Source organism: Pseudomonas sp. NFIX49 (assembly GCF_900115915.1).
Taxonomy (GTDB): Bacteria; Pseudomonadota; Gammaproteobacteria; order Pseudomonadales; family Pseudomonadaceae; genus Aquipseudomonas; species Aquipseudomonas pharyngis.
Genome location: NZ_FOYE01000014.1, coordinates 1 through 22,996, shown reverse-complemented (window position 1 = coordinate 22,996; position 22,996 = coordinate 1). Strand labels below are relative to the sequence as shown.

The following is a 22,996-nucleotide window of genomic DNA, read 5'->3' as shown; positions in this document are numbered from 1 at the left end:
TAAAAGCCGCGATTGTACTGCATCACGAAGGATGCGATTCACTCTCGGGACGGGCTGTCGCTTTTCTTTGCGTCAAGGTATCGATCAACAGCGGGCGATCTTGAGCGAAGGGCTGTAGAATCAGCGCACTTCAGTTATCCACAAGTGGCCGACCCTTGCTAATCGAGTCCCGCCGCCGCGCCTATTTGAACGCCATGCAGGTGGTCAACTGGCTGCCGCGCACCGAATTGCCCTTTGCCGCACCGTCGCGGCCCGAGCTGCTGGACATGCCCGAGCCCGAGATTGCCGCGCCGGTGATTCCGGCAACCCCGGCCGAAGCGCCGGAGCAGCCGGCCGCGCGTCCGGTCGAGCGGCCGAAGATCGAGGTTCCGCGACCTTCGCTGGCCAGCACCCGTACGGGCGCCAAACCGGTCGAAGAAGTCGACGACACACCCGTGGTGGCCAAGCCGGCGCCGGTACCGCCACCGCGTTTCGCCCTGCAATTGCTGCGCGCCGGCCGTTGCCTGCTGCTGGTGGAGTTACCCACAGGCGAAGCCTTCCAGTCGCGCGATCCTGCTTATCTGTTGCTCAAGGACATGCTGCGTGCCGCCGGCCTGCCGGACGCGCCGCAGATTGTCGGTGAGCCGGTGCGCTGGCCATGGCTGAATCGCGGCACGATGGATCAGGGACCTGAAGCGGCCCGGGATTTCGTCCAGGGTTTCCTGTCGGTGCAGATGGAGGCGGCGCCGTGCGTCTGCCTGTGGCTGATCGGCCTGCCGGCGGTGCGCTTTGCCGGTGAGGCGGATGCCGAGGCGTTCAACCGTGAATTGCAAATCGAGGGTCTTGGCCTGGCGTGGGCCGTGCCGGGGCTGGAATTGTTGATGGAAGAGCCACAGCGCAAGGCCGCCGTGTGGCAAGCCATGCGTCGGCTGATGGCGCGCTGGAAAGAATCGAATGAGTGACGCTGTATCGTTTCGCCCGATGACCGAGGCGGATCTGGACGCTGTGTTGAAGATTGAATTCGCCGCGTACAGCCATCCATGGACTCGCGGGATTTTTCTCGACGGCCTGGGCAAGTACCAGATCTGGCTGATGTTTGAAGGCGAGCAACAGGTGGGACACGGAGTGGTGCAGATCATTCTGGACGAGGCGCATCTGCTCAATATCACGGTCAAGCCGGAAAACCAGGGGCGCGGGCTGGGGCTGACCCTGCTCGAATACCTGATGTCACGCGCCTACGCCGCCAATGCCCGGGAATGTTTCCTAGAAGTGCGCGACAGCAACACCTCGGCGTTTCGCCTGTACGAACGTTATGGCTTCAACGAGATCGGCCGGCGCCGGGATTACTACCCGGCGGTCGGCGGGCGTGAAGATGCCGTGGTCATGGCTTGCACGCTCGTCGACTGATCGCGGCAGGAGTCCTCAGCGCTTGCGATCCAGCGGATCGCGGCGCGCCAGTTCCGCTTCATCCAGCCCATTGCCGCCGCCGATGTCGTCCTCGTCGACCACGCTCAGATCCCAATCGGCCTGATTGCCTTCTCCGAGTTCCTGGGCATCCCGGGCACCGTCCTCATGGATCAGGGTTTCCGGGCTGAGGTCGTCGTCGGTGGGCTCGTGATCGGCGGTCGATGCCCCGGTCAAACCGGCTTCGCGCACGCGCTCGCGTGGCATAAGCTGCTCGCGCTCGCGTTCGGGCAGTTCATCGCCGATCTTCGCACTGGGCTCTTCGTCGTCGAAGTCCAGCTCGTGCACCGAACCCATGCGGTCTTCGTTGTCATCGATGGGCTCCGGTTGCACCGCATCATATGGACGTCGTGAATCAGTCATGGCAAATCCTCATACTGTGGGCCTTACTGAGGTGGACTCACCGGGCGCACGAGAATTCAAAGCAAATCACCCGCGATTCCTGCGTGACCCCGACGGGCGGTCGACTGTCCTACCAGCGCATCTTTCTTGAGGCCTTACAGCATGCATGACTTACAAGACCTGATTGATAACAACGAGCGTTGGGCTGACGCGATCACCAAGGAAGACCCGGATTTCTTCGCCAAGCTGGCCCGTCAGCAGACGCCTGAATATCTGTGGATCGGCTGCTCCGACGCACGGGTGCCGGCCAACGAAATCGTCGGCATGCTGCCGGGCGATCTGTTCGTTCACCGCAACGTCGCCAACGTGGTGCTGCACACCGACCTCAACTGCCTGTCGGTGATCCAGTACGCGGTGGACGTGCTCAAGGTCAAACACATCCTGGTGACCGGGCACTACGGCTGCGGCGGCGTGCGGGCTTCGATGCAGGATCGCCAGTTCGGCCTGATCGATGGCTGGCTGCGTTCGATCCGCGACCTGTACTACGAAAAACGCGAAGAACTGGCCAAGCTGCCGACCGAAGAAGAACAGGTCGACCGTCTGTGCGAACTCAACGTGATCCAGCAAGTGGCTAACGTCGCCCACACCAGCATCATCCAGAACGCCTGGCATCGCGGGCAGAGCCTGTCGATCCACGGCTGCATCTACGGCATCAAGGATGGTCGCTGGAAAAGTCTGAACACCACGATCAGCGGTTTCGAGCAATTGCCGCCGCAGTACCGTTTGCGTCCGGTCGGCGCGCCTTGATCGGTCGTTCAGCGTAAACCTTGCCGACGCCGCCAGTTCAGCAAATAGCGCTGGCCTTCACGATTGGGTGTTTCGTCGTAACCGGTGATCCACCCACGGCAGTTCGAGGACCCGCAACCACAGGCAAACTGCCGCAGCAGTTTGTCTTCGGTGGCGGTGTAATCGATGGTCAGCCTTTCACCCTCCACAATATCGCGCAGGGCCCACACCCATAACTCGCTCATGTCGAGAAAGGTGTTCGGGTCGCAGCAATGCTCGAATGCGCCACAAAAACGCGGGTCGTACAGATGGATGCCGGCCAGCAGTTGCCTTGTCTGCCGGCAGCGATAGGGCAGCAGTTGGCCCGAAAACCGGCATATTCGAGTGATGCGCAGAAATTCTCGGCACGCTACCACAGCGATGGCCAAGCCCTCGGGATCGTGAACAATCTCGAAATCCTGCTTCGACGGAAATCCCAGGCGGACGGGGAGTCCGGCAAAAGGATAAATGCCCTCTGTATCGCGTGCCGGTTTACCCGATAATGCGTGTGTGTTCATAACGCTCCCTGTTGGCTCGGTGTCGCGACATCCCTCGGCTGACGTCCTGTCAGTCCTGCAACACAGTGATTGGATCCAAGATCTCCTAAATGATACTGGCGGTCTACTGTCAGATCTGACAGGCGAGATAGACGCTTTCCCGAGTCAGCCAAGGCTGACACGGGAAACGTTGGCGGTTTAGAGCGCGGGGGCCGGTGCGGCGGTGGTCGGCAGCGGACTATTGAGTTGTTGCAGCTGAGTCTTGATCGGCGCAGTGGCGCACTTGGCCGTGGCCTGTTCTGGGCTCAGGTTGCGGATCGAGGTGTAGAACAGTTCGCAGGTCTTGACCTTCTGCGTCACTTGCCAGGTCTGCGTGCAGCTGTTGAGCAGTGTTTTCGGGTCGGTACCCGGTTTGCTGCCCATCCCGGCCTGCCAGCAGGCGGCGCTCAAGTCCTGCCCCATCACCTTCAGACCCGCGGCATCGGCCTTGGCCTGGGCATCGTCGCCGGTGTAGCTCTCGGGATCGGCGGCATACCAGATGTAGCTCGGGTGGTTGGAACCCAGCACCGGCACATTCACCCCCGCGCTCGGGCTGATGCTCGCCAGGCCCAGCACATTCACGGTTGCACCATATTGCTGCTTGAGCCAGTTGCGCACCGGCGCACCGAAGGCAACCATCGGCAGCGCGGCACCGCTGGCGTTCTGGCTGACCTGCTTGACCATGGTGGTCTGGTAATCCTTGAAGTAGTCGTACACGCCTTCCAGATCCTTGCCGGCGCTGGCGGGCGCGGCGATCGGGGCGATGTCGACGATGGTCTGGTAGGCCGGCGTCTGCTCGGCGGGGATGCCATTGTCGGTCAGCAGCGCAGCCCAGCGGTCGGTGGTGTTCGAGCGCAGGTAATCCTGGGCCTGGGTCAGTGAGTAATCCGGCGGGAAGTGCAGCAGCTCGACACTCTTGCGGTTTTCCAGGGCCATGCCCAGTGGCAGGAACAGGTACCAGCTGTACGCCCATTTGCCGTCGGCGTTGAGCTTGCTGGCGCCGGTGTAGGCCAGATCGCCGGCGTCCAGCAGCGCGGTCAGCGGTTTGTCGTAGCCCTGTGGTACACCGCTGATTTCGGCATAGAGCTGATCGTTGTCGTTTTTCACCAGCACCTTGGCGTTGGTGTAGCCGTCACGCTGCACGCTCTGGCTCAGGTAATGGGCGACGGTCTGCTCCAGCGTCCAGTTGCGAAAGCAGATCACGCTGCAATTGTTGGGGTAGGCGAAGAGGCGGGTGACGCGTTCGGTGCTGCCCAGTTTCAGGTCGACATCGGCGTGGGCCGCAGCGCTCAGCGTGAGCGCCGCGAGGGTGAGGCCTGCAAGTTTCAACATGCTCAGATCCTTTTCAGCGAGGGTAAAACCTTGGTGGAGGGGCAATCCGGCCCGCATCAAGCCTGGCCGGGGAACAGATGTTTCAGCGAATAACCAAGCTGACTCGCAAGAATCACGCCGGTCATGACCACCAGAAACAGCAATTGCAACGGGCTGAAATGCGCCCAGTGCAGCGCGGTCAGCCATGGGTGCTTGTCGCTGAACTCCGGGTCGAGCGTGCCGATGCGCCGCTTGTGCCAGAGCCCGATCACGATTACGCCGATGTAGGTGAAGGCTCCCAAGGCACCGAGCATGACCGAGAACAGCAGGATCATGACGGCTTGCGGCACGCCATGGCGCAGCACGAGCCAGCGGGTGTCAGGATTCCATCGGCGTGGAATGACTCTTTCGGTCAACCACAGGTCCTGAACGATCAAATGGGCGCTGATCAGAAACCAATAACTCAGGCCGATCCGGAAAAACCACACAGGAACGCAGGCGAAGGCCAGGGGAATGACGATGCTCATCGCCGTGGTTTTGTGCTCGGCGGGCAGATAGAACAGCCACAGTGCTAACGCTATCGCGGCCCAAGACCGCAACCAGGTTTCGGCGGCGATGTAGCGCGGCAGAAACCGTCGCCAGTAGAAAACGTCGGCATAGGGCAAGCGGGCAAGCAGGTCGGGGAAGCGCCACTTGAGGGTTTCCGACAACTGTTGGCAGGCCTGCCAGTCCGCCGGAATGAAGCGGTCGGTCAGGTCTTTGTGTTGCCGCGGCTTCATCGGGCTGATCAGCATCCGTGCGGCCAGCGCATCGGGCGACCCGTTGCGCTGATCTTCGGCCCGGGAGCAAAGAGTGTCGTAGAGGCTTTCCTGGTTGCAGCGCTCGATCAGCGCCTGCCAGAGCCAGTCCGGTTGCGGATGAATGCCCTTGGTGTCGTCCCAGCCAAATAATTGGGAGATACGGTCGAACAGCGGAACGCTCCACTCTCTGTCCTGCAGCAGTTGCAGAATGATCTGCTGCCAGTGTTCCCGACGGTCGAACACCTGGAGCCAGGGTTGGGCCGTGTAAGTCTTGAGCAGCGCGAGAAATTCGCGCTCGTTTTGCGAGGCGAGGAGGGTTTCCAGCGATTGCCGGTAATCCGTCAGCAACTCGCTGGCGAGAATGCTGCGCTGCCCGTCGCCGATAACGATCTCCTGCCACGGGCCCAGCCAACCTAGGTGCTGCACCGCCCAGCGGGCAATCGAAAGGCGCAGGGCGGGCTGATCGAAGCACAACGTCAGCAACAATGTCTGGAACGCCTGCGCACAATCCTGCTGGCGCGCTTGCTCCCAGCGCTCGTCCAGGTTGGCTTCCGAGAGGCCGTTCAGCAATTGCGATGCGGCTTCAATGGCCGGGTCGGCAGTCGGCTGCTCGGGTTCCAGGTTAAGAGGCTCCGGATTCAGGGGCTGTACCCGCAAGATCGGCGACTCGAGCGGTGCTTCGGGCGCGGCCGGGGTCACCGGTTCGAATAGCGCCGCAGGGTAATCCCACGCATCGGTCCCTGTCTTCTGCAGCGGCTGGGCCATGGACTGCTCCTGTGCCGCCAGCGCGGCGATACCCGGAGCAAGCATGACGTCGCCGTGCTCGTCGGTCTCCTCGTTTTCAAGGCGCCACTGGGCAATCGACAGAGCACGCTCATAGGCCTCGCGCAGGCGCTGGAAGCCTGCGGCATCCTCATCGGGCCGGAAGACTTTCAGCAGACGCGCATAGCTGCGCTTGATATCGCGCAGCCCGGCGTCTTCGGGCAGTTGCAGGACGGACCAGCATTCCATGTCGTGCTTCCTTACTGCCAGGGGCTGCGGTCGAGGGCGCTCAACTGCTTGCTCAGTTCGGTGCGGGTCTCACGGATCTGCCGCTCGTCCTGAGAGTCCAGGGCGTGCTGGAATTGCTTGGCCCAGTGGCCGATCTGATCACGCAGGTCGCCCAGGCTTTCCTGATACAGACGTTCCAGCCGTGCACTGAGCAGGGTGTTCACTTGCTGCTCGCGTGGATGGATCTTCAATTGCGCCAGAGCTTGCAGACGCTGCTGGATTTCCTCGGGCGTCAGCACGCCGGGGTTGTTCTCGATGACCAGCGAATGCTGCTGACCGGTCAGGGGGATGCTGACCTGGGCTTCGAGCAAGCCGTTGTTGTCGTAGGTGAAACGCACATCCAGCTCGACTTCGCCAGCCTTGCGCTTGGGCACCTTGATGTCCAGTTGGCCGAGCGCCACGTTGTCTTTGACCAGGCGGCTTTCACCCTGAAAGATTTTCACGACGACCTGTTCCTGATTGTCGTGAAGAGTCTGCACGGTTTTCACCCGGCTGACCGGGACGATGCTGTTGCGCTCGATGATCGGCAGGTAATGACCGCTCTCATACTGGCGACCGACCTGGGTGGAGGTCTCGATCCCCAGGGTGTAGGAGCAGACATCGGTGAGCACCACTTCTTCCAGCGCGGCCGAACGGGCCTTGAGCGCTGCCTGAATAGCGGCGCCCTGTGCCACGACCTGATCCGGATCGAGGCTGATCGACGGGAAGCGGCCGAACAGCCCCGCAGCAAGTTTGCGCACCAGTGGCATGCGGGTGGTGCCGCCGACCAGCAGGATTTCATCGAGGTCGCTGACGCGGATGCGAGCATCGCGCAGGGCCCGTTCGATCGGTGCGCGCAGGCGTTCGAGCAGCGGCATGTACAGCGTCGCCATTTGCGCCTGGGTGATGGTCTGGGTCCATTGCTTTTCGCCGACCTGCACTCGGAATTCGGTGCTGGCGTCCTGGCCCAATGCACGGCGCACACGTTCTGCCTCGCGGCGCAGCGGCTGGAGGATGGTGGAGCGCTCGGGGAAATCCGACACGTTGCGATGCTGATCGATAAAGTGCTCGAGCAGCACGTTGTCGAAATCCTCGCCGCCGAGGAAGTTGTCACCGGCGCTGGCGCGCACTTCCATGACACCTTCGAAGAGTTCGAGAATCGACACGTCGAACGTACCGCCGCCCAGGTCGAACACCAGGAACGAAGTTTCCTTGTCCCGTTGGTGCAGGCCGTAAGCCAGTGCGGCGGCGGTGGGTTCGTTGATCAGCTTTTCGACTTTCAGGCCCGCCAGCTCACCGGCGATACGCGTGGCCTTGCGCTGGGCGTCGCTGAAATAAGCCGGCACGCTGATCACGGCTTCCGTGACGGTCTGGCCGTAGGTGCGCTCGACGTCTTCTTTCAGGCTCTTGAGCACCAGCGCCGACAGTTCTTCTGGACGGAATTTTTTATCCCCGAGGTAAACCTCCGTGGCGCTGCCCATGTGTCGCTTGAACAGCGAAGCCGTCAGGCGCGGATGAGTGTGCAGACGCTCACGGGCGGCTTGTCCGACCAGAATCCGGCCCTGATCGTCCAACCCCACCACGCTGGGTGTCAGGAACTGCCCCAGGGCGTTAGGCACCAACTCAGTGGCATCGCCCTGCCATACGGCAACAAGGCTGTTGGTGGTTCCCAGGTCAATCCCGACGATCATTGCAACGAACTCCCTTTGCGCTCAGACAAAAAATGAAACAGATATTGGCGCGCAAGAATATTACCGAGGCAGTGGCGCGGTAAAGAAAGATGATGGCGCTGAGCCATTATTTGCGACAGGCAACCGCAGAAGGGATCGTTCGGGGCGTTTTTGTGGAGGAGAAAGACAGGGCGCCGGAGCCGGCACCCTGTCGTCATCGTTTACGGCATCACGGGCGGTAGATAGGAAAGCGTCGTGCCCAGCGCCCACAGCAGCACCAGCACCAGCGGCGTGTGCACCAGCAATTGCACGAACGAGAAACCGATCAGATCCCGTGCCTTCAGCCCCAGCACGCCCAGCAGCGGCAGCATATAGAACGGGTTGATCAGATTCGGCAGGGCTTCGGCGGCGTTGTAGATCTGCACCGCCCAGCCAAGGTGATAGTTCAGATCGTTGGCCACCTGCATCACGTACGGCGCCTCGATGATCCACTTGCCGCCGCCGGACGGAATGAAAAAGCCGAGAATCGCCGAGTACACGCCCATCAGCAGTGCATAGGTGTCGTGGGAGGCAATGCTGACGAAGAAGGTCGAGATGTGATGGGCCAGAGTCTGGGCGTCAGTGCCCTTGACCGTGGTCATCAGCGCGGCGATCGAACCATACAGCGGGAACTGGATCAGCACCCCGGTGGTGGTCGGCACGGCGCGGGACACCGCGTCGAGGAAACTGCGCGGGCGCCAGTGCAGCAACGCGCCGAGCATGATGAACAGGAAGTTGTAGGTGTTGAGCCCGGAAATCGCGGTGATCGCCGGTTTGGTCGAGAACTCGTGGAACAGCCATCCGGCCGCCAGCAGCACCAACAGGATGATCAGCAGCGGGCTGTGTTCCAGCCATTCGCCGGGGCGAGTACGAGGTTGCAGCGGCGGCAGGTTGAAGGCCGGGTCGATGCCGCAGGCCTTGGCGTCACGCGCCGAGTTCGGGCCGGGTGCGGTGGCGTAGGCGATGATGATCGAAATCACGATCAGCGCCAGCAGCATGACTCCCGACTGCCAGAGGAAAATCGTCTGGGTGAACGGAATCACCCCGGTGATCGACAGGATCGACGGCGGCAGGCTGGCCGGGTTGGCCTGCAACTGCGCGGCGGACGACGACAGGCCCAGCGCCCACACGGCGCCGAGGCCAAGGTAGGCGGCGGCACCAGCGGCGCGATAGTCCATTTTCAGATCGGTGCGGCGGGCGAGGGCGCGGACCAGCAGACCGCCGAACACCAGCGACAGGCCCCAGTTGAGCAAGGACGCGACCATCGAGATCAGCGCGACCCACGCCACGGCGGAGCGGCCGTTCTTCGGGATCCGCGCCAGGCGATCGATCAGCTTCACGGCGGGCGGCGAACTGGCCACCACGTAACCGCCGATCACCACAAAGGCCATCTGCATGGTGAACGGGATAAGGCTCCAGAATCCGTCCCCGAACGCCATCGCGGCGTCGGTGGGTTTCGCTCCCATGGCCAGGGTCGCCAGCGCGACGATGATCACCGCCAGCGCGGCGAATACCCAGGAGTCGGGAAACCAGCGTTCGGCGAAACTTGAACAGCGCAAGGCAAAGCGCGCAGAGCGGCTATCTTCGATATCAACGGCCACGGGAGTACCTCGGATTTTTATGTTTATTGTGGTCTTCGGGGCTTGGCCGGCCCGTCTGGACAGGTGCCAACAGTAAATCAACCGGCGGATTTTTGTGACCGTGTTTTGCCGAATCAGACTATGGTCTAACGGGTTGTCCGGCGGCCCGTTTGCGTAGACCATGGGCGCCTTGGTTTTTTGCCTGCCAGAGTTCTTTGCCATGACTGCCCATTCCACTGCCCGACCGGCGCCGTTCAGCCGTTCCGACTACAAGACCCTCGGCCTTGCGGCCCTGGGCGGGGCGCTGGAGATCTACGATTTCATCATTTTCGTGTTCTTCGCCCTGACCCTCAGCCAGCTGTTCTTCCCGCCGGAAATGCCCGAGTGGCTGCGCCTGCTGCAAAGCTTCGGGATCTTCGTGACCGGCTATCTGGCGCGCCCGCTGGGCGGAATCCTGATGGCGCATTTCGCCGACCGGCTGGGGCGCAAGAAGGTTTTCAGCCTGAGCATCCTGATGATGGCGCTGCCGTGCCTGCTGATCGGGATCATGCCGACCTACGCGCAAATCGGCTATTTCGCACCGCTGTTGCTGCTGGCGCTGCGCATCCTGCAAGGCGCGGCGGTGGGCGGTGAAGTGCCGAGCGCCTGGGTGTTCGTGGCCGAGCACGCACCGGCCGGCCATCGCGGTTATGCCCTGGGCTTTCTGCAGGCCGGGCTGACCTTCGGTTACCTGATTGGCGCGTTGACCGCGACTTTTCTGGCACAAGTGTTCACCCCGGCCGAAGTGCTCGATTACGCCTGGCGCTATCCGTTCCTGCTCGGCGGTGTGTTTGGCGTGATCGGTGTCTGGTTGCGCCGCTGGCTGAGCGAAACCCCGGTGTTCATGGCCATGGAGGCGCAGCGCGAGGCACGGGTCGAACTGCCGCTGCGCACCGTGCTGCGCGATCATCGCCTGGCCATGTTGCCGGCGATGCTTCTGACCTGCGTGCTGACCTCGGCGGTGGTGGTGTTTGTGGTCATCACCCCGACCATGATGCAGAAAACCTTTGGCATGACTGCCGGCCACACCTTCGCGTTGAGCGCATTGGGCATCGTCTTCCTGAATATCGGTTGTGTGATTGCCGGTCGACTGGTCGATCGCATCGGTGCCTGGCGCACGGTCATGCTCTACAGCCTGCTGCTGCCGCTGGGCATCGGTCTGCTTTACACCTGCCTGATCAGCGGCGGTGACTGGGTCGGTCTGGCTTACGCCGTCGCCGGGTTGTGCTGTGGCGTGGTCGGGGCGGTGCCGTCAGTGATGGTCAGCCTGTTCCCGGCGCGGATCCGTGTCTCCGGGATCTCCTTCACCTACAACATTGCCTACGCCGCCTGGGCGAGTGTCACACCGTTGCTGCTGATCGGTCTGATGCCGTGGAGTCCGTGGATCTGCGTGATGTTCTGCGCCGTGATGGGCGCGGTAGGTGTCGCCAGTGCGGCGTATTTTGGCTCGCGAATGCCACGCGCGGAGCAGTGTGCATTGGCCCGCACCGCCTGAGTTGTCCAGGCTTAACTATTTTTGTAGGACACGCCTCAAACGCTCTTCAGAAAAGATTTCCAAGGCCGATGGTTAGGCTGTGTGTCCGCTCTCCATCCAGTCCATCGGTGCTCTCCCCCATGTTCAACAAACGCCTGAAGCAAGAGCTGGCGGCTCTTCGTGAAGAACTCTCCAGCCTTCTGCAAGTGAAGGAGAGCCTGGAAAGCGAGATGCTGGTGCTTACCCTTGAGTCCGACGGACGGATTCAGTCGGTCAACCAGAACTTCCTCAATGAAATGCTCTACAAGAGCCACGACCTGATCGGCCGTGCCATCGAAGACATCGTGCCGTCCCATGTGAAGTCCGATGAGTTTCATCACCGCTTCAAGGCCGCTTTGACCCGTGGCGAGCATTTCGCCGGCGCTGTGCGCCTTTCCCGCGGTAACGGCGAAGAGGCGTGGTTGCGTTCGATCGTGCAGCCGATTCGCTCTTCGGATGGCCGGATCAAGCACTTCTCGATTTTCTCCAGCGACCTGACCCGCACCATCGAGGCCTCCCGCGAACACGAAAACCTGATCGGCGCGCTGGTGCGTTCGACTGCCGTGATCGAGTTCGACCTCAGCGGCAACGTATTGAGTGCCAACGACCGGTTCCTGCAGGGCATGGGTTACAGCCTGGCGCAGATCAAGGGTAAACATCACCGCCAGTTCTGCGAGCCGGAGGAGTACAACAGCGCCGAGTACCAGAACTTCTGGCGTCGCCTGAATAACGGCGAATTCGTTGCCGGCCGTTTCAAGCGGGTCGACAGCCATGGTCGTGTCGTCTGGCTGGAAGCCTCCTATAACCCAGTGCTCGACGCCAACGAAAAACTCTACAAAGTGGTGAAGTTCGCCACGGTGATCACCGATCAGGTCAATCAGGAACAGGCCGTCGCCGATGCCGCCAATATCGCCTACAGCACGTCCCTGCAAACCGACAGCACCGCCCAGCGTGGCACACGCGTGGTGACCGAAGCGGTCAATGTGATGCGCGATCTGTCGAAGCACATGCAGACTGCCGGCGAAGGCATCGAGGCGCTGAACGAGCAATCCCAGGTGATCGGCACCATCGTCAAGACCATCAGCGGCATTGCCGAGCAGACCAACCTGCTGGCGCTCAACGCTGCCATTGAAGCCGCTCGTGCCGGTGAGCAGGGCCGAGGCTTTGCGGTGGTGGCCGACGAAGTGCGGCAACTGGCCTCGCGCACCAGTCAGGCGACCGAGGAAATCGTCGGCGTGGTGCGCCAGAACCAGGACATGGCGCGCAACGCCGTGGCCCTGATGACCGACGGCAAGCAACAGGCCGAACAAGGGCTGGCGCTGGCGGCCGAGGCCGGTACGGTGATCGTCGAGATCCAGGACGGCGCGCAGAAAGTGGTGAACGCGGTCGGCCAGTTTGCCAATCAGTTATCCAACTGATGCGAGGCGAAGGGATTGTCCATGGCAATCCCTTCGCGGTTTTTATCCCGCTACAATCGGCTCTTTTTCCCGGAGCAGATCCCATGAGCGAGTCCTTCCGTCGCCCGGTTCCCCTGAACAAAGCCTACCGCCTGCTCAATCACGGGCCGACCGTGCTGGTCAGCGCCGCCCATGCCGGGCAGCGCAACATCATGGCCGCGGCGTGGGCCATGCCGCTGGATTTCGAACCGCCGAAAGTCGCGGTGGTCCTCGACAAATCCACCTGGACCCGGCAACTGCTCGAGGCCTCGGGCACTTTTGTTCTCAACGTTCCCTGTGTGAATCAGGCGGACATCGCGCAGACCGTCGGCTCGACATCGGGCCTGGAAATCAATCGCGATCAAGGTCAGGACAAGTTCCAGGCTTATGGCCTGCCGACCTTCGCTGCTGAGCAGGTTGATGCTCCGATGCTGGACGGTTGCGTGGCCTGGCTCGAATGCCGGTTGCTGCCTGAGCCGCGCAATCACGAACAGTACGATCTGTTTCTGGCCGAGGTGATTGCGGCGCAGGCTGATTCGCGGGTGTTCAGCGATGGACGCTGGCACTTCGAGGGGCATGACGGCTTGCGCACTCTGCACCATGTGGCCGGCGGGCATTTCCTGACAATTGGCGATTCGGTGGATGGCAAGATGCTCGAGGTTTGAGCGCCGCTGAATGACAAGTCATGGCCGGATGTTGCAATACAAAAAAGGCTTACCTCTCGGTAAGCCTTTTTCAGTTGGAGGGTGGGGGAATTCAGGGTAGGCAATACATGTTGAGGTGCCTGCATGGCTGTTTTTTATCAGACCGATTTCATGGGTTTGATCAAACTCTCTGCCGGAATACCGAACAACTCGTGAAGTTTCCAGATCATGGGAAGCGTCAGCGCGCGTTTGCCATTCAGAACTTCATAAACGCGGTTTGTCCGGCCAATTGCTGGAGCGAGATCGGCGGCTGACAGCCCGGACTGCTCCATCCGAAACCTTATGGCGTCAATCGGGTTGGGCAGGTCGAGTGGGAAGTGTCTGGCCTCATAGGCCTCGATAAGGGTGATCATGATGTCGAAGTAATCACCTTCAGGCGTGCCGGGCTCTGGCTCATTCTCGAAAAGAGCGGACACGTCTTTGAGCGCCGCACGGTAGTCTTCTTCGGTATGAATCGGACGTATGTTCATGGGTTACTCCATTTCGACGGTATCAGCGTCGATTGCGTCGTACTGTTTGTGAGAACTCTGCAGCACTCTATCCCGGACAACATTTTTCCGGTGTAGGAAAAGGCAGCGTGATTTAGCCGAATTGGATTTATGGACATACAAAAAAGGCTTACCTCTCGGTAAGCCTTTTTCAGTTGGCAGAGTTGATTCAATCCCCCAACGCTACTCCTTCGCGCCGAGGATCTGCCCCACCTGACAGCGTTGACTCCCCCTGAGCATCCTTGACCCGCACGATGGCCTGAGTGCCGCTGGTCATGTCGATTTCATTGACGGTGTGGCCCTTGTCCTTGAGCGCCTGGATCAGCGTCGGGCTGAACTGGCCTTGTTCCAGTTCCGTCGGGCCGTTGCGGCTGCCGAAGTTGGGCAGGCTGATGGCGCTTTGTGGGTCGAGGTTCCAGTCGAGCAGGCCGACGGTGGTTTTGGCCACGTACTCGATGATCTGCGAGCCGCCGGGAGAGCCAACGGTGGCGACGAACTCGCCACTGTTGCGGTCGAAGATCAGGGTCGGCGCCATCGATGAGCGTGGGCGTTTGCCCGGCTCCACTCGGTTGGCGACTTTCTGTCCGTTCTCTTCGGGGATGAACGAGAAGTCGGTCATCTGGTTGTTGAGCAAGAAGCCCTGAACCATCAGGTGCGAGCCGAATGCCGCTTCGATGGTGGTCGTCATCGATACCGCGCCACCGAAGTCATCCACGGCCACCACTTGCGAGGTGGAAATGCGCAGCGGCGAGCGATCCGGCGCGTAGGCAACCTGCACGCCCGGCGGTGTGCCGGGTTTGGCGCTGCCCAGGCTGCGTTCGCCGATCAGGCTGGCGCGGCTGGCCAGGTAACCCGGATCGACCAGGCCCTTGACCGGCACCGGCACGAAGTCGGTATCGGCTACGTATTGCGCGCGGTCGGCGTAGGCCAGGCGCTCGGCTTCGGCGATCAGGTGCACGGCTTGCGGTGCCGGTTCGATGCCGGCGGGTTTATCGGTCTTCACAGGCTTGAGCGGCGTCAGGGACAGGCGCGGATCGCGGGTCTCCAGCGCCTGCAAGGTGCCGAGAATCTGCGCCACCGCAATCCCGCCCGATGACGGCGGCGGCATTCCGCACACCTGCCAGCGCTTGTAGTCGGTGCACAGAGGCGCGCGTTCCTTGGCCTGATAGTGCTGAAGGTCGGTCAGCGACAGGCTGCCGGGGTTGGCGTGGCCCTGAACCTTGGCCACGATCTCTTCGGCGATCGGGCCTTTGTACAGTGCGTCCGCACCTTCGTTGGCGATGCGTTTGAGAACGGCGGCCAGCGCCGGGTTTTGCAGTCGCGTGCCGACGGCTTTGACGCTGCCATCGCTGTTCAGAAAATACCTGGCCATGTCCGGCGAGCGGCGAATCACCGGGTCGGACTCCAGCAGCGAATGCAGGCGCGGGGAGATCGCAAAACCCTGCTCGGCCAGTTTGATCGCCGGCTCGAACAATGTTGCCCACGGCAAGCGGCCGTGCTTTTTGTGCGCCAGCTCCAATGCACGCATCACACCCGGCGTGCCGACGGAGCGTCCACCGATCTGCGCCTGCGGGAACGGCATCGGTTTGCCGTCGGCCTGTAGAAACAGCTTCTCGGTCGCACCCGCCGGTGCGGTTTCGCGACCGTCGTAGGTGCGCACCTGTTTACCATCCCACAGCACGATCATCGCGCCACCGCCGATCCCCGAGGACTGCGGTTCGACCAGGGTCAACACGGCTTGCATCGCGATGGCGGCATCGATGGCGGAACCACCCTGACGCAACATCTCGCGACCTGCTTCGGCGGCCAGCGGATTGGCAGCCGCGGCCATGTGTTTTTCAGCGTGGCTGGCTTGCAGGCCGGTGCGGTAACCGGAGGCGGCTTCCGGCGCCAGCGGCAGGGTCGAGGAGGGCGGTGCGTTGCAGGCCGTGAGGGCAATGGCACTGACGATCAGTGTCAGGGCGGGCAGGCGAAAGCGGTTCAGGGGCAGGGCTGGAAACACGCGGGGCTCTCCGTCCGTGGGATAAAGGTCTGACGGACTGTATCGGCCGACCGTGCAGGACGCAAACCATCGGTGTGTTTGTCCTTCATGCCTTGGCGAATTTTCTGTAGGGTCAGAACCAATAGTGAAGCCAGAACAATCAACAAGAGGCCGCCATGCACAACGCATTTCCGACACAGCCCAGCTATCGCGAACAGCGCGAGCGCTTTCTTGCTGCCGCGAAGGTGGCGAGTGCCACGCTCTCTTCGTACGCGCATCCGCTCAATGGGCCGTTTGGCGAGTCTTTGAGTACCGATGTCGCGGTGCTGGGTGATCCAGCGGCCAAACGGCGCCTGGTGGCGCTCAGCGGCACCCATGGGGTTGAGGGTTATTACGGTTCGGAGTGCCAGATCGACTGGCTGAAGCATTTCACGCCGGACTCGCTGCCGAAGGATGTCGCGGTGGTGATGATTCACCTGATCAACCCGTGGGGCACGGCGTGGCTGCGGCGGGTCAATGAAGACAATATTGACCTCAACCGCAATCACCTGGATTTCAACCGACCGCTTCCGGACAACCGCGCTTACGCGGCGCTCCATGAAATCTACGCCTGCACCGATTTGAACGGCCCCGAGCGACAAAAGGCTGATGCCTTGCTCGATGCGCAAATTGCCGAGCGCGGCTGGCCGGCGGTGATGTCGATTGTCGAGGGCGGTCAGCACAGTCATCCCGACGGATTGTTCTTTGGCGGACTCGCACCAAGCTGGTCGAATCGCACGCTGCATTCAATCATCGAGAGTCATCTGGCCGGTGCTGAAACCGTGATGTGTTTCGACCTGCACACCGGCGCCGGTGAGTACGGGCATCCGATGCTGCTGACGATTACCCAAGCGCCGTATCCAGCACTGGCCCAGGCGCAATCGATTTACGGCCCGTGGCTCTACACGCTGCACACCGGCGCCGAAACCCTGAGCGAAACCGGTGTTGCGGCAACCGCTACCGGTTATACCTCGCAGGCTTTGCTCAACGCGTTGCCGAATGTGCAACTGATGCCGTTCGTGATCGAGTGCGGGACTTATCCGGGGCCGGACGTGCATCGTTACCTGCGCGACGATCACTGGCTGCATTTGCATGGTGATCCGCTGGATGCGACGGGGCGGGCGATCAAGTTGAATCTGCTGGAGCAGTTTTATCCGGCGGATCCGGACTGGCGGGCGATGGTCGGTTTGCGGACGCGGCAGATTTGGGCGAAGGGGCTCAGGGCGTTAGGGGGCGAGGCATAAACAAACGGCTTGCCTTTCGGTAAGCCGTTTTGACTGCTTGGATATTTACAGTGGTGGGACTATGGCCGGCTGATGTTCACTGCTTGAAGCCAGGCAGTCCGTTGGTCGCACGCCATTCTTTCACGGTCTTCGTAATGCCCACGGCAGAGTTGTCCTCTCCTGGTTCGGGATAAAAAATCAAGTCGGTGCCGTCCGGGTGGCCGGTAAGCTTTCTGAATTGTGCCAGCAGCTCGCCAAGCTCCGTATCCGATCCACTTTTATTGGTGGCACGTATTTTTTCGATGAAACGGATAAATTCGGTTTCAGTGTATTCAGATATTTTTTCCATGTGCGTTCACTGTTTTTTGTGTTGAAAGATGTGATTTTTAGGGGTGTTGATTCGGAGGTTGTCTATGTCGTAGACAGCGCCGCCATCAGTGATCCGCTCGACGTGATGTATTTCAAATACCCCTCTTGTGCCTACAGACTCCCTGTCTCGAACCGCGGGTGCGTTGCCCGACATTAAACGATCTTGGGCATCCGAATTGAACTGATCGAAAAGTTCTGGATCATCCCGCACGGCTTGCCAGAATGCTTTTCTGAACGCGTCGAAGTTTGAAAACTCCCTCCCTCTGAGTCTGTCCGCAATCCGCGTCGGAATCGGCACTCCAATCCCTGTTCCAGCTCCTGCCAGCCATACACCGGAAACATCCTCACCAATCCCCGTCACCGTCCCCGGCATCAATCTCGCCGGTTTCGAAAACACCACATACAACGACTTCAGCCCGGTCTCAGCCGGAAACACCAGAATACAATCCTCGGCGGTGATGTCTTCGCCGGGCAGGATTTCTATCTGGCTGTCGGTGTTCGCGGCGATCGGGTGGACGAGGATCGTGCTCAGTGGTTCGCCGTGCTCCGGATAAACCAGCGGCGGCATCGCTCCCAGCGGCCCGCGTTGCGGCGTCCACAGAATCGTGATGCCGTTGAGCTTCGCCTCCATGGCGGTCTTGTCGCTGTTCCACTCGACTTTTACGGTACGCACCGAGTCGTCGCCCGAAGCGCCGGTGTGGATGCCGTAAACCTGCATGACCCCTTTGGCATCACGCCGGAACTGGAAGCGCACGCGAGTGGTGGCGCGGCTCATGCTGCGTAGCTGTTCGTCGGTGTGAAGCGTGCGGTCGCCCATTCGGGTCGGAAGCATCCCGAGGATGAACACGCTGGCCGGGCCTCCCGCGCCACGGATTGCCCAATTGAGGCGCTGCTGCAGGATTCCACCACCGGCCATGCGCCCCAACGCCAGATCGGCACCGATTGCCTTCGCTACGGCGTGACTGGCAGCGGGAATGCGCAGCGCGCCCGCCACCATGACTTTGCCGAAATGAAAGGCGGGCTCAGGTGTTGTGCCCGCATCCGTCCGGCACCAGTTGCCCGGCGTGCAGGACTTGGCAAAAACCAGATCGTCGCGAGGCTTTGGCGATGGCCATTCGTCTGTCGGGACGCAGACAGGCTCTGGCTCCGGGGGCGGATTCCAGGCAGCCCACGAGGCGCCGCCGTTCGGAAGTTTTCGGCGCCAGATATCGTCGAAAGGGTCTTTGTCCGGGTCCATGACAACTCCCTGTCTGTCTTTGGATCAAGACAGGGGAGCTTGTCGGTCAATCGGGATGGCGATCAAATCGACTTGCCGGGATGCGCGTGCCTGAACGAACGAAAAATCCTCTTCGTACGCTTTTCCCACCCGGTTCCTACGGAGCCAGTCGATTCACTGAGGAAGGGCACTTTTCTCGAGGCATAAAAAAACGGCCTACCTTTCGGTAAGCCGTTTTTAGTACTTGGTGGCTACACAGGGACTTGAACCCCGGACCCCAGCATTATGAATGCTATGCTCTAACCAACTGAGCTATGTAGCCAAGTGGCGCGCATTATTCCCCTGAAATGGAAAAGCGTCAAGCGTAAATTCAAAATATTTCTTCTTATTTTCAACCGCTTATCCTCCCGCGCCGAAAATCGGCGCGGGAGGGGCTTTCAACGCAGCTGAAATCTTCCGGTGTTGGCACTCAAGGCATGGCTGCCCTGGCTCAAGGTGTCCGCCGCGAGGTTCACCGCCCGCGCGCCTTCGAGCAGGCGAACCGCCGCCTGATCCACCTGCTGGATATTGCCGCTGACCTCATCGGCGGTGCTTGCCTGTTCCTCGACCGCCGTGGCGATCTGGGCGAGGGTGTCGGTGACGCTCTGCACGGCGCTGGCGATTTCCCCCAGGCGTTCGCCCAGTCCGGTGACCGCTTCCGCGTCTGATTGCGCCTGACCGCACGCAGCCTCCATCAGGCTCACGGCTTCGTTGACCGTATTGCGCAGACTGTCGACCGTACCGGCGATCTGCGCCGTGGATGATTGCGTACGTTGCGACAGGCTGCGCACCTCGTCGGCCACCACGGCAAAGCCACGACCCTGTTCACCCGCACGAGCGGCCTCGATGGCGGCGTTGAGCGCCAGAAGGTTGGTCTGCTCGGCGACGCCGCGAATGGTGTCGACTACCAATTGAATCTGCTGCCCTTGCTCGCTGACCCGGCCGAGCGCTGCGGCAGTTTCGTTCAGGCGCTGATTGAGCTGCTGGATACTCGCCGTGGTGCGTTGACTGTCACGGCTGCTGTCGGCAGCGATGCGCTGGGTGTGCTGGGCGCTGCCCGAAGCCTGTTCGCAACTCTGCGCCACGCCTTGGGACGTCGCCGCCAGTTGCGTGGCCGCTGCAGCGATCTGACTGATCTGCAATTGTTGCGCTTCGACTTCGCTGAGAGCGCCGCTGGAGTGATCGTTGAGGCTGCGCACCGCGTTGCTCAGTTGCGAAGTTTCGTGATCGACACCCAGCAGGCTGGTGCGCAGTTGCACTACGGCCACGTTGAGCGCGGTGCTGATCGACGCCAGTTCATCACGTCCCACGACCGGCACTTGCAGGCTCAGATTGCCGTCGCGCAGGGCTTCGGCCAGCAGCGTGATGCCGCTGGCGCTGCGGCGGATCGAGGCTTGCAGGCAGACGAACAAATACAGCGCCGCCAGCAACAGGAAACCGAAGACCGCCGCGACAATGATGAACTGACGAATCGCCGATCCGTGGTAGTCATCCAGCCGCTGATCCAGCGACACCAGCGATTGCTGGCGCAGCGTGGCGAGGTTGCCGAGCAGGGCATCGAGAGTGCGCTCGAACTCTTCAGGTTTGAGATTGATGCTGCCGCCGAACACGCCGTCATCCAGCACTTTCAACCCGGCATCCAGCTGTTTGAGGCTGTCGTGATATTGCCCGGCCCAGCCTTGCAGGGCTGGCGGCAGACGCGCTTCGAGCAGGCTCGCGGTTTTCACCAACTGCTCGCGCGCATCGCCGATGCGGCTGCGCAGGTCACGCAGTTGCAGACGGCTTTGCAGGGTGAACTGACCGGAAACCACGGACGCCTGGCCGACGGCTGCCAGTCGGCCGACCCGCTCGATCAGGTCCGGTGCGTGCTGGGTGGAAATCTGAGTCAGCAGATAGGTTTCCAGCCACGGCGCGAGGATCAGGCGATTGTCCATCGCGATCTGCTCACGCAAGGCTTGCAGGGCGCTGAGGGCGTTGGTGAAGCGGTCGTAACCATCCGGCCACCAACCGACACCGGAAAGGCTTTTCGAGTCCAGACCATTGAGCGCGGCTTGCAGTGCCTGATAGCGGGTCAGGGTTTCACCTTCCGCACCTTCGGCTTGCAAGGCACTGCCCAGCTCCAGCGTGGCCTGGGCAACGGCAGGCTGCACGCCATCGAATGCGGCCACGGCGGCCAGAGTCGCGGGTGTCGGCTGGCGGTTGGTTTCCGTGGCGCGCCAGCGGGCGGCGCGATCGCGCTGGGCGGCGAGCAGGTTGTCGAGTGCATCGAGGGCGAGCAACTGCCGCACACCGGCACGTTCGCTGGCGATCAGGTTGAGTTTGTCGCGATAGTCCTGGCCGATCATCAACAGGCTGCCGGCCAACGGCAGGATAAACAGCAGAAACAACAACTGGAATTTACGCGCGAAGCCAAACCGCCCCAGCAACCTGATCCCCGGTGATAAAAAAGCCTGCATGCCCCATGACTCCTCTGGACACCACGCACCATCGGCGTGCATCGCGGTCGTTGCGACCGGGATTGGTGCCCTGCTAAAAGGCCTCGAAAGTTCACCCTTGCCCGCTCTGTAGGCCGGCTCTGTAGCGAAACTTCCCATTCTCGATGCCCTTTGTAAGGGCGCCGCGTTCAAGCGGATAAGCAAGGCAAGATTCAGACCATGGCGTTGCGCTATCACTTGTGGCGCGACGACTGAATAGTTCGTTAGCTGGCTAAGGGGATGGCGCTGGCGCACCGAAAAATGGCACATTGACGCACCTGCCCGCGTGCACCCATCTGCAGTCCGGAAATTCCCATGGCTATCAGCAACGTTCAGACCGCCGCTGCCTCGGCGTCCGCTCCTCCCCAGAGCAGTCCACTGGTGATGCGCATCATCGGCGCGGTGGCGCTGGCGCATTTGATCAACGACCTGATCCAGTCGGTGCTGCCGTCGATCTATCCGATGCTCAAGGCCAACTATGGTTTGAGTTTTACCCAGGTCGGCCTGATTACCCTGACCTTTCAGTTGACCGCGTCGCTGTTGCAGCCGTGGGTCGGTTATCACACCGACCGGCATCCGAAACCGTGGCTGCTGCCGGCAGGTTCCGTGTGCACGCTGATCGGTATTGTGATGATGTCGATGGTTGGCAGTTTCCCTCTTATCTTGCTGGCGGCGGCGCTGATCGGTATCGGCTCTTCGACCTTCCACCCCGAAGCTTCCCGAATAGCACGGTTGGCCTCGGGCGGGCGTTTCGGTCTGGCGCAATCGACCTTTCAGGTGGGCGGTAACGCCGGCTCGGCCTTCGGCCCGTTGCTGGCGGCGGCGATCATCATTCCTTTCGGGCAGGGCAACGTGGCGTGGTTCGGGCTGTTCGCGGTGTTTGCGTTGTTCGTGCTCTATCGCATCAGTCGCTGGTACGCCCATCACCTGAACCTGTTCAAGCTCAAGGCCGGCCAGGCCGCCACTCATGGACTTTCGAAGGGCAGAGTGGTCAGTGCGCTGGTGGTGCTGGGTCTGCTGGTGTTCTCCAAGTATTTCTACATGGCCAGCCTGACCAGTTACTTCACCTTTTACCTGATCGAGAAGTTCGACCTGTCGGTGGCAAGCTCGCAGCTGCATCTGTTCCTGTTCCTCGGCGCGGTGGCGGCGGGAACGTTCTTCGGCGGGCCGATTGGCGACAAGATCGGGCGTAAAGCGGTGATCTGGTTCTCGATCCTTGGCGTGGCGCCGTTCACGCTGCTGATGCCACATGTCGACCTGTTCTGGACCAGCGTCCTGAGCGTGGTGATCGGCTTCATCCTGGCTTCGGCGTTCTCGGCGATTGTGGTGTACGCGCAGGAGCTGGTGCCGGGCAATGTCGGGATGATTGCCGGGGTGTTCTTCGGTCTGATGTTCGGTTTCGGCGGGATTGGCGCGGCGTTGCTCGGGCATCTGGCGGACATTCACGGCATCGAATACGTGTACTTCCTGTGCTCGTTCCTGCCGCTGTTCGGGGTGTTGGCGATCTTCCTGCCGAGAACCAGGAAGGCCTGACGGGCCGAATTTCATGTCTAGTCCTGAAATAGGTTTACACCTGTTTCACCCTAACGCCCGATGCACCGCATCGGGCGTTTTGTATTTTAAGGACAGGTGCGGGCGCTCCTGGTTGTAGATCAGGATCGCCTCCCGCACCATTTGTTCTGCTTGCGCCAAGTCTGTCGGCCGGTGGAGCAAGAGCTCTGTCTTCAAGATGCCGTTGACCCGCTCTGCCAGGGCGTTTTGGTAGCAGTCGTAGCCATCAGTCATTGAGCACGTGATGCCATGCTTGGCATGGAGCTTTTGATAAAGCGCCGAGCAGTACTGCACACCTCGATCTGAGTGATGAACCAGTTTCTGGCATGTTCGACGCGTCTTCAAAGCC

Annotated in this window: 20 protein-coding genes, 1 tRNA gene and 1 pseudogene; 9 read left to right on the top strand and 13 right to left on the bottom strand. The window is 61.2% G+C overall.

The features are described from left to right. The first annotated feature begins 194 nt into the window (after positions 1–194). Entirely contained in the window at positions 195–941 is a 747-nt protein-coding gene (locus tag BMZ46_RS28755; RefSeq protein WP_039766385.1) for a hypothetical protein, read from the top strand. Next, positions 934–1,386, top strand: coding sequence for a ribosomal protein S18-alanine N-acetyltransferase (rimI, locus tag BMZ46_RS28750; protein WP_039766383.1), 453 nt, complete (start codon positions 934–936; stop codon positions 1,384–1,386). Before BMZ46_RS28755 ends, rimI begins: the two co-directional genes overlap by 8 nt. 15 nt (positions 1,387–1,401) lie before the next feature. Here rimI and BMZ46_RS28745 read toward each other — a convergent pair whose 3' ends face one another. Continuing rightward, positions 1,402–1,806 (bottom strand): hypothetical protein, encoded by a 405-nt coding sequence (locus BMZ46_RS28745; RefSeq protein WP_039766381.1) that lies wholly within the window; start codon positions 1,804–1,806, stop codon positions 1,402–1,404. A 141-nt stretch (positions 1,807–1,947) separates the two neighbouring features. Between BMZ46_RS28745 and can the strand changes: the two genes are divergently transcribed. Beyond that, positions 1,948–2,592, top strand: a complete 645-nt coding sequence (gene can, locus BMZ46_RS28740) for a carbonate dehydratase (protein WP_007951756.1) — start codon at positions 1,948–1,950, stop codon at positions 2,590–2,592. 8 nt (positions 2,593–2,600) lie between these two features. On the opposite strand, the gene BMZ46_RS28735 is transcribed toward can, so the two are convergent. From BMZ46_RS28735 to BMZ46_RS28715, 5 genes are all read right to left on the bottom strand, one after another. Next, positions 2,601–3,128, bottom strand: coding sequence for an SET domain-containing protein-lysine N-methyltransferase (locus BMZ46_RS28735; protein ID WP_074692332.1), 528 nt, complete (start codon positions 3,126–3,128; stop codon positions 2,601–2,603). Positions 3,129–3,305: 177 nt separating this feature from the next. Beyond that, the gene (locus BMZ46_RS28730; RefSeq protein ID WP_074692330.1) at positions 3,306–4,478 is read right to left on the bottom strand and encodes a hypothetical protein; all 1,173 of its coding nucleotides are present in this window, start codon (positions 4,476–4,478) and stop codon (positions 3,306–3,308) included. Between the two features lie 56 nt (positions 4,479–4,534). After that, positions 4,535–6,268, bottom strand: coding sequence for a J domain-containing protein (locus BMZ46_RS28725; protein WP_074692327.1), 1,734 nt, complete (start codon positions 6,266–6,268; stop codon positions 4,535–4,537). 11 nt (positions 6,269–6,279) lie between these two features. Next, positions 6,280–7,977 carry a molecular chaperone HscC gene (locus tag BMZ46_RS28720; RefSeq protein WP_074692323.1) on the bottom strand — a complete coding sequence of 566 codons (1,698 nt, stop codon included), beginning with the start codon at positions 7,975–7,977 and terminating at the stop codon, positions 6,280–6,282. Positions 7,978–8,177: 200 nt separating this feature from the next. Continuing rightward, positions 8,178–9,596, bottom strand: a complete 1,419-nt coding sequence (locus tag BMZ46_RS28715) for a short-chain fatty acid transporter (RefSeq protein ID WP_007951749.1) — start codon at positions 9,594–9,596, stop codon at positions 8,178–8,180. Positions 9,597–9,795: 199 nt separating this feature from the next. Here BMZ46_RS28715 and BMZ46_RS28710 point away from each other — a divergent pair, with 199 nt between their 5' ends. The 4 genes and pseudogenes from BMZ46_RS28710 to BMZ46_RS28700 all read left to right on the top strand — a co-directional run bounded on the left by BMZ46_RS28710 (position 9,796) and on the right by BMZ46_RS28700 (position 13,228). Beyond that, entirely contained in the window at positions 9,796–11,109 is a 1,314-nt protein-coding gene (locus BMZ46_RS28710) for an MFS transporter (protein ID WP_074692337.1), read from the top strand. 68 nt (positions 11,110–11,177) lie between these two features. After that, positions 11,178–12,005: pseudogene (locus BMZ46_RS29900) on the top strand (PAS domain-containing protein); the annotation flags it as partial. A 108-nt stretch (positions 12,006–12,113) separates the two neighbouring features. Further along, positions 12,114–12,545 carry a methyl-accepting chemotaxis protein gene (locus tag BMZ46_RS29895; RefSeq protein WP_371855663.1) on the top strand — a complete coding sequence of 144 codons (432 nt, stop codon included), beginning with the start codon at positions 12,114–12,116 and terminating at the stop codon, positions 12,543–12,545. Between the two features lie 83 nt (positions 12,546–12,628). Beyond that, entirely contained in the window at positions 12,629–13,228 is a 600-nt protein-coding gene (locus BMZ46_RS28700) for a flavin reductase family protein (protein ID WP_074692318.1), read from the top strand. A 137-nt stretch (positions 13,229–13,365) separates the two neighbouring features. Here the strand turns inward: BMZ46_RS28700 and BMZ46_RS28695 are convergent, their stop codons facing one another. Together BMZ46_RS28695 and ggt are read right to left on the bottom strand one after the other, a co-directional pair. Continuing rightward, positions 13,366–13,737 carry a helix-turn-helix domain-containing protein gene (locus BMZ46_RS28695; RefSeq protein ID WP_074692315.1) on the bottom strand — a complete coding sequence of 124 codons (372 nt, stop codon included), beginning with the start codon at positions 13,735–13,737 and terminating at the stop codon, positions 13,366–13,368. Positions 13,738–13,924: 187 nt separating this feature from the next. Next, the gene (ggt, locus tag BMZ46_RS28690; RefSeq protein WP_074692312.1) at positions 13,925–15,757 is read right to left on the bottom strand and encodes a gamma-glutamyltransferase; all 1,833 of its coding nucleotides are present in this window, start codon (positions 15,755–15,757) and stop codon (positions 13,925–13,927) included. A 155-nt stretch (positions 15,758–15,912) separates the two neighbouring features. Here ggt and BMZ46_RS28685 point away from each other — a divergent pair, with 155 nt between their 5' ends. Further along, positions 15,913–17,019, top strand: a complete 1,107-nt coding sequence (locus BMZ46_RS28685; RefSeq protein WP_074692311.1) for a DUF2817 domain-containing protein — start codon at positions 15,913–15,915, stop codon at positions 17,017–17,019. A gap of 76 nt (positions 17,020–17,095) precedes the next feature. Here the strand turns inward: BMZ46_RS28685 and BMZ46_RS28680 are convergent, their stop codons facing one another. The 4 genes from BMZ46_RS28680 to BMZ46_RS28665 all read right to left on the bottom strand — a co-directional run bounded on the left by BMZ46_RS28680 (position 17,096) and on the right by BMZ46_RS28665 (position 21,078). After that, positions 17,096–17,347 (bottom strand): bacteriocin immunity protein, encoded by a 252-nt coding sequence (locus BMZ46_RS28680; RefSeq protein WP_064599398.1) that lies wholly within the window; start codon positions 17,345–17,347, stop codon positions 17,096–17,098. A 6-nt stretch (positions 17,348–17,353) separates the two neighbouring features. After that, positions 17,354–18,604, bottom strand: coding sequence for an S-type pyocin domain-containing protein (locus BMZ46_RS28675; RefSeq protein ID WP_074692309.1), 1,251 nt, complete (start codon positions 18,602–18,604; stop codon positions 17,354–17,356). Positions 18,605–18,828: 224 nt separating this feature from the next. Beyond that, positions 18,829–18,905, bottom strand: a tRNA-Met gene (locus BMZ46_RS28670). Between the two features lie 115 nt (positions 18,906–19,020). Continuing rightward, positions 19,021–21,078 carry a methyl-accepting chemotaxis protein gene (locus BMZ46_RS28665; protein WP_074692306.1) on the bottom strand — a complete coding sequence of 686 codons (2,058 nt, stop codon included), beginning with the start codon at positions 21,076–21,078 and terminating at the stop codon, positions 19,021–19,023. A gap of 333 nt (positions 21,079–21,411) precedes the next feature. Here BMZ46_RS28665 and BMZ46_RS28660 point away from each other — a divergent pair, with 333 nt between their 5' ends. Continuing rightward, on the top strand, positions 21,412–22,629 hold the full coding sequence (locus BMZ46_RS28660) for an MFS transporter (RefSeq protein ID WP_039766351.1): 1,218 nt from the start codon (positions 21,412–21,414) through the stop codon (positions 22,627–22,629). Positions 22,630–22,674: 45 nt separating this feature from the next. Here the strand turns inward: BMZ46_RS28660 and BMZ46_RS28655 are convergent. Next, positions 22,675–22,996 (bottom strand): integrase core domain-containing protein (locus BMZ46_RS28655; protein WP_139184865.1); only part of this gene is annotated, 322 nt, incomplete at its 5' end.

Bases quoted from the DNA above. Each gene is read 5' to 3' on its own strand.
- BMZ46_RS28695 (WP_074692315.1), bottom strand. From the start codon at position 13,737: ATGAACATACGTCCGATTCATACCGAAGAAGACTACCGTGCGGCGCTC.
- BMZ46_RS28755 (WP_039766385.1), top strand. From the start codon at position 195: ATGCAGGTGGTCAACTGGCTGCCGCGCACCGAATTGCCCTTTGCCGCA.
- BMZ46_RS28745 (WP_039766381.1), bottom strand. From the start codon at position 1,806: ATGACTGATTCACGACGTCCATATGATGCGGTGCAACCGGAGCCCATC.
- BMZ46_RS28660 (WP_039766351.1), top strand. From the start codon at position 21,412: ATGGCTATCAGCAACGTTCAGACCGCCGCTGCCTCGGCGTCCGCTCCT.
- BMZ46_RS28700 (WP_074692318.1), top strand. From the start codon at position 12,629: ATGAGCGAGTCCTTCCGTCGCCCGGTTCCCCTGAACAAAGCCTACCGC.
- BMZ46_RS29895 (WP_371855663.1), top strand. From the start codon at position 12,114: ATGCGCGATCTGTCGAAGCACATGCAGACTGCCGGCGAAGGCATCGAG.
- BMZ46_RS28735 (WP_074692332.1), bottom strand. From the start codon at position 3,128: ATGAACACACACGCATTATCGGGTAAACCGGCACGCGATACAGAGGGC.
- BMZ46_RS28730 (WP_074692330.1), bottom strand. From the start codon at position 4,478: ATGTTGAAACTTGCAGGCCTCACCCTCGCGGCGCTCACGCTGAGCGCT.
- BMZ46_RS28665 (WP_074692306.1), bottom strand. From the start codon at position 21,078: ATGCAGGCTTTTTTATCACCGGGGATCAGGTTGCTGGGGCGGTTTGGC.
- BMZ46_RS28725 (WP_074692327.1), bottom strand. From the start codon at position 6,268: ATGGAATGCTGGTCCGTCCTGCAACTGCCCGAAGACGCCGGGCTGCGC.
- BMZ46_RS28720 (WP_074692323.1), bottom strand. From the start codon at position 7,977: ATGATCGTCGGGATTGACCTGGGAACCACCAACAGCCTTGTTGCCGTA.
- can (WP_007951756.1), top strand. From the start codon at position 1,948: ATGCATGACTTACAAGACCTGATTGATAACAACGAGCGTTGGGCTGAC.
- BMZ46_RS28710 (WP_074692337.1), top strand. From the start codon at position 9,796: ATGACTGCCCATTCCACTGCCCGACCGGCGCCGTTCAGCCGTTCCGAC.
- BMZ46_RS28680 (WP_064599398.1), bottom strand. From the start codon at position 17,347: ATGGAAAAAATATCTGAATACACTGAAACCGAATTTATCCGTTTCATC.
- BMZ46_RS28675 (WP_074692309.1), bottom strand. From the start codon at position 18,604: ATGGACCCGGACAAAGACCCTTTCGACGATATCTGGCGCCGAAAACTT.
- BMZ46_RS28685 (WP_074692311.1), top strand. From the start codon at position 15,913: ATGCACAACGCATTTCCGACACAGCCCAGCTATCGCGAACAGCGCGAG.
- rimI (WP_039766383.1), top strand. From the start codon at position 934: ATGAGTGACGCTGTATCGTTTCGCCCGATGACCGAGGCGGATCTGGAC.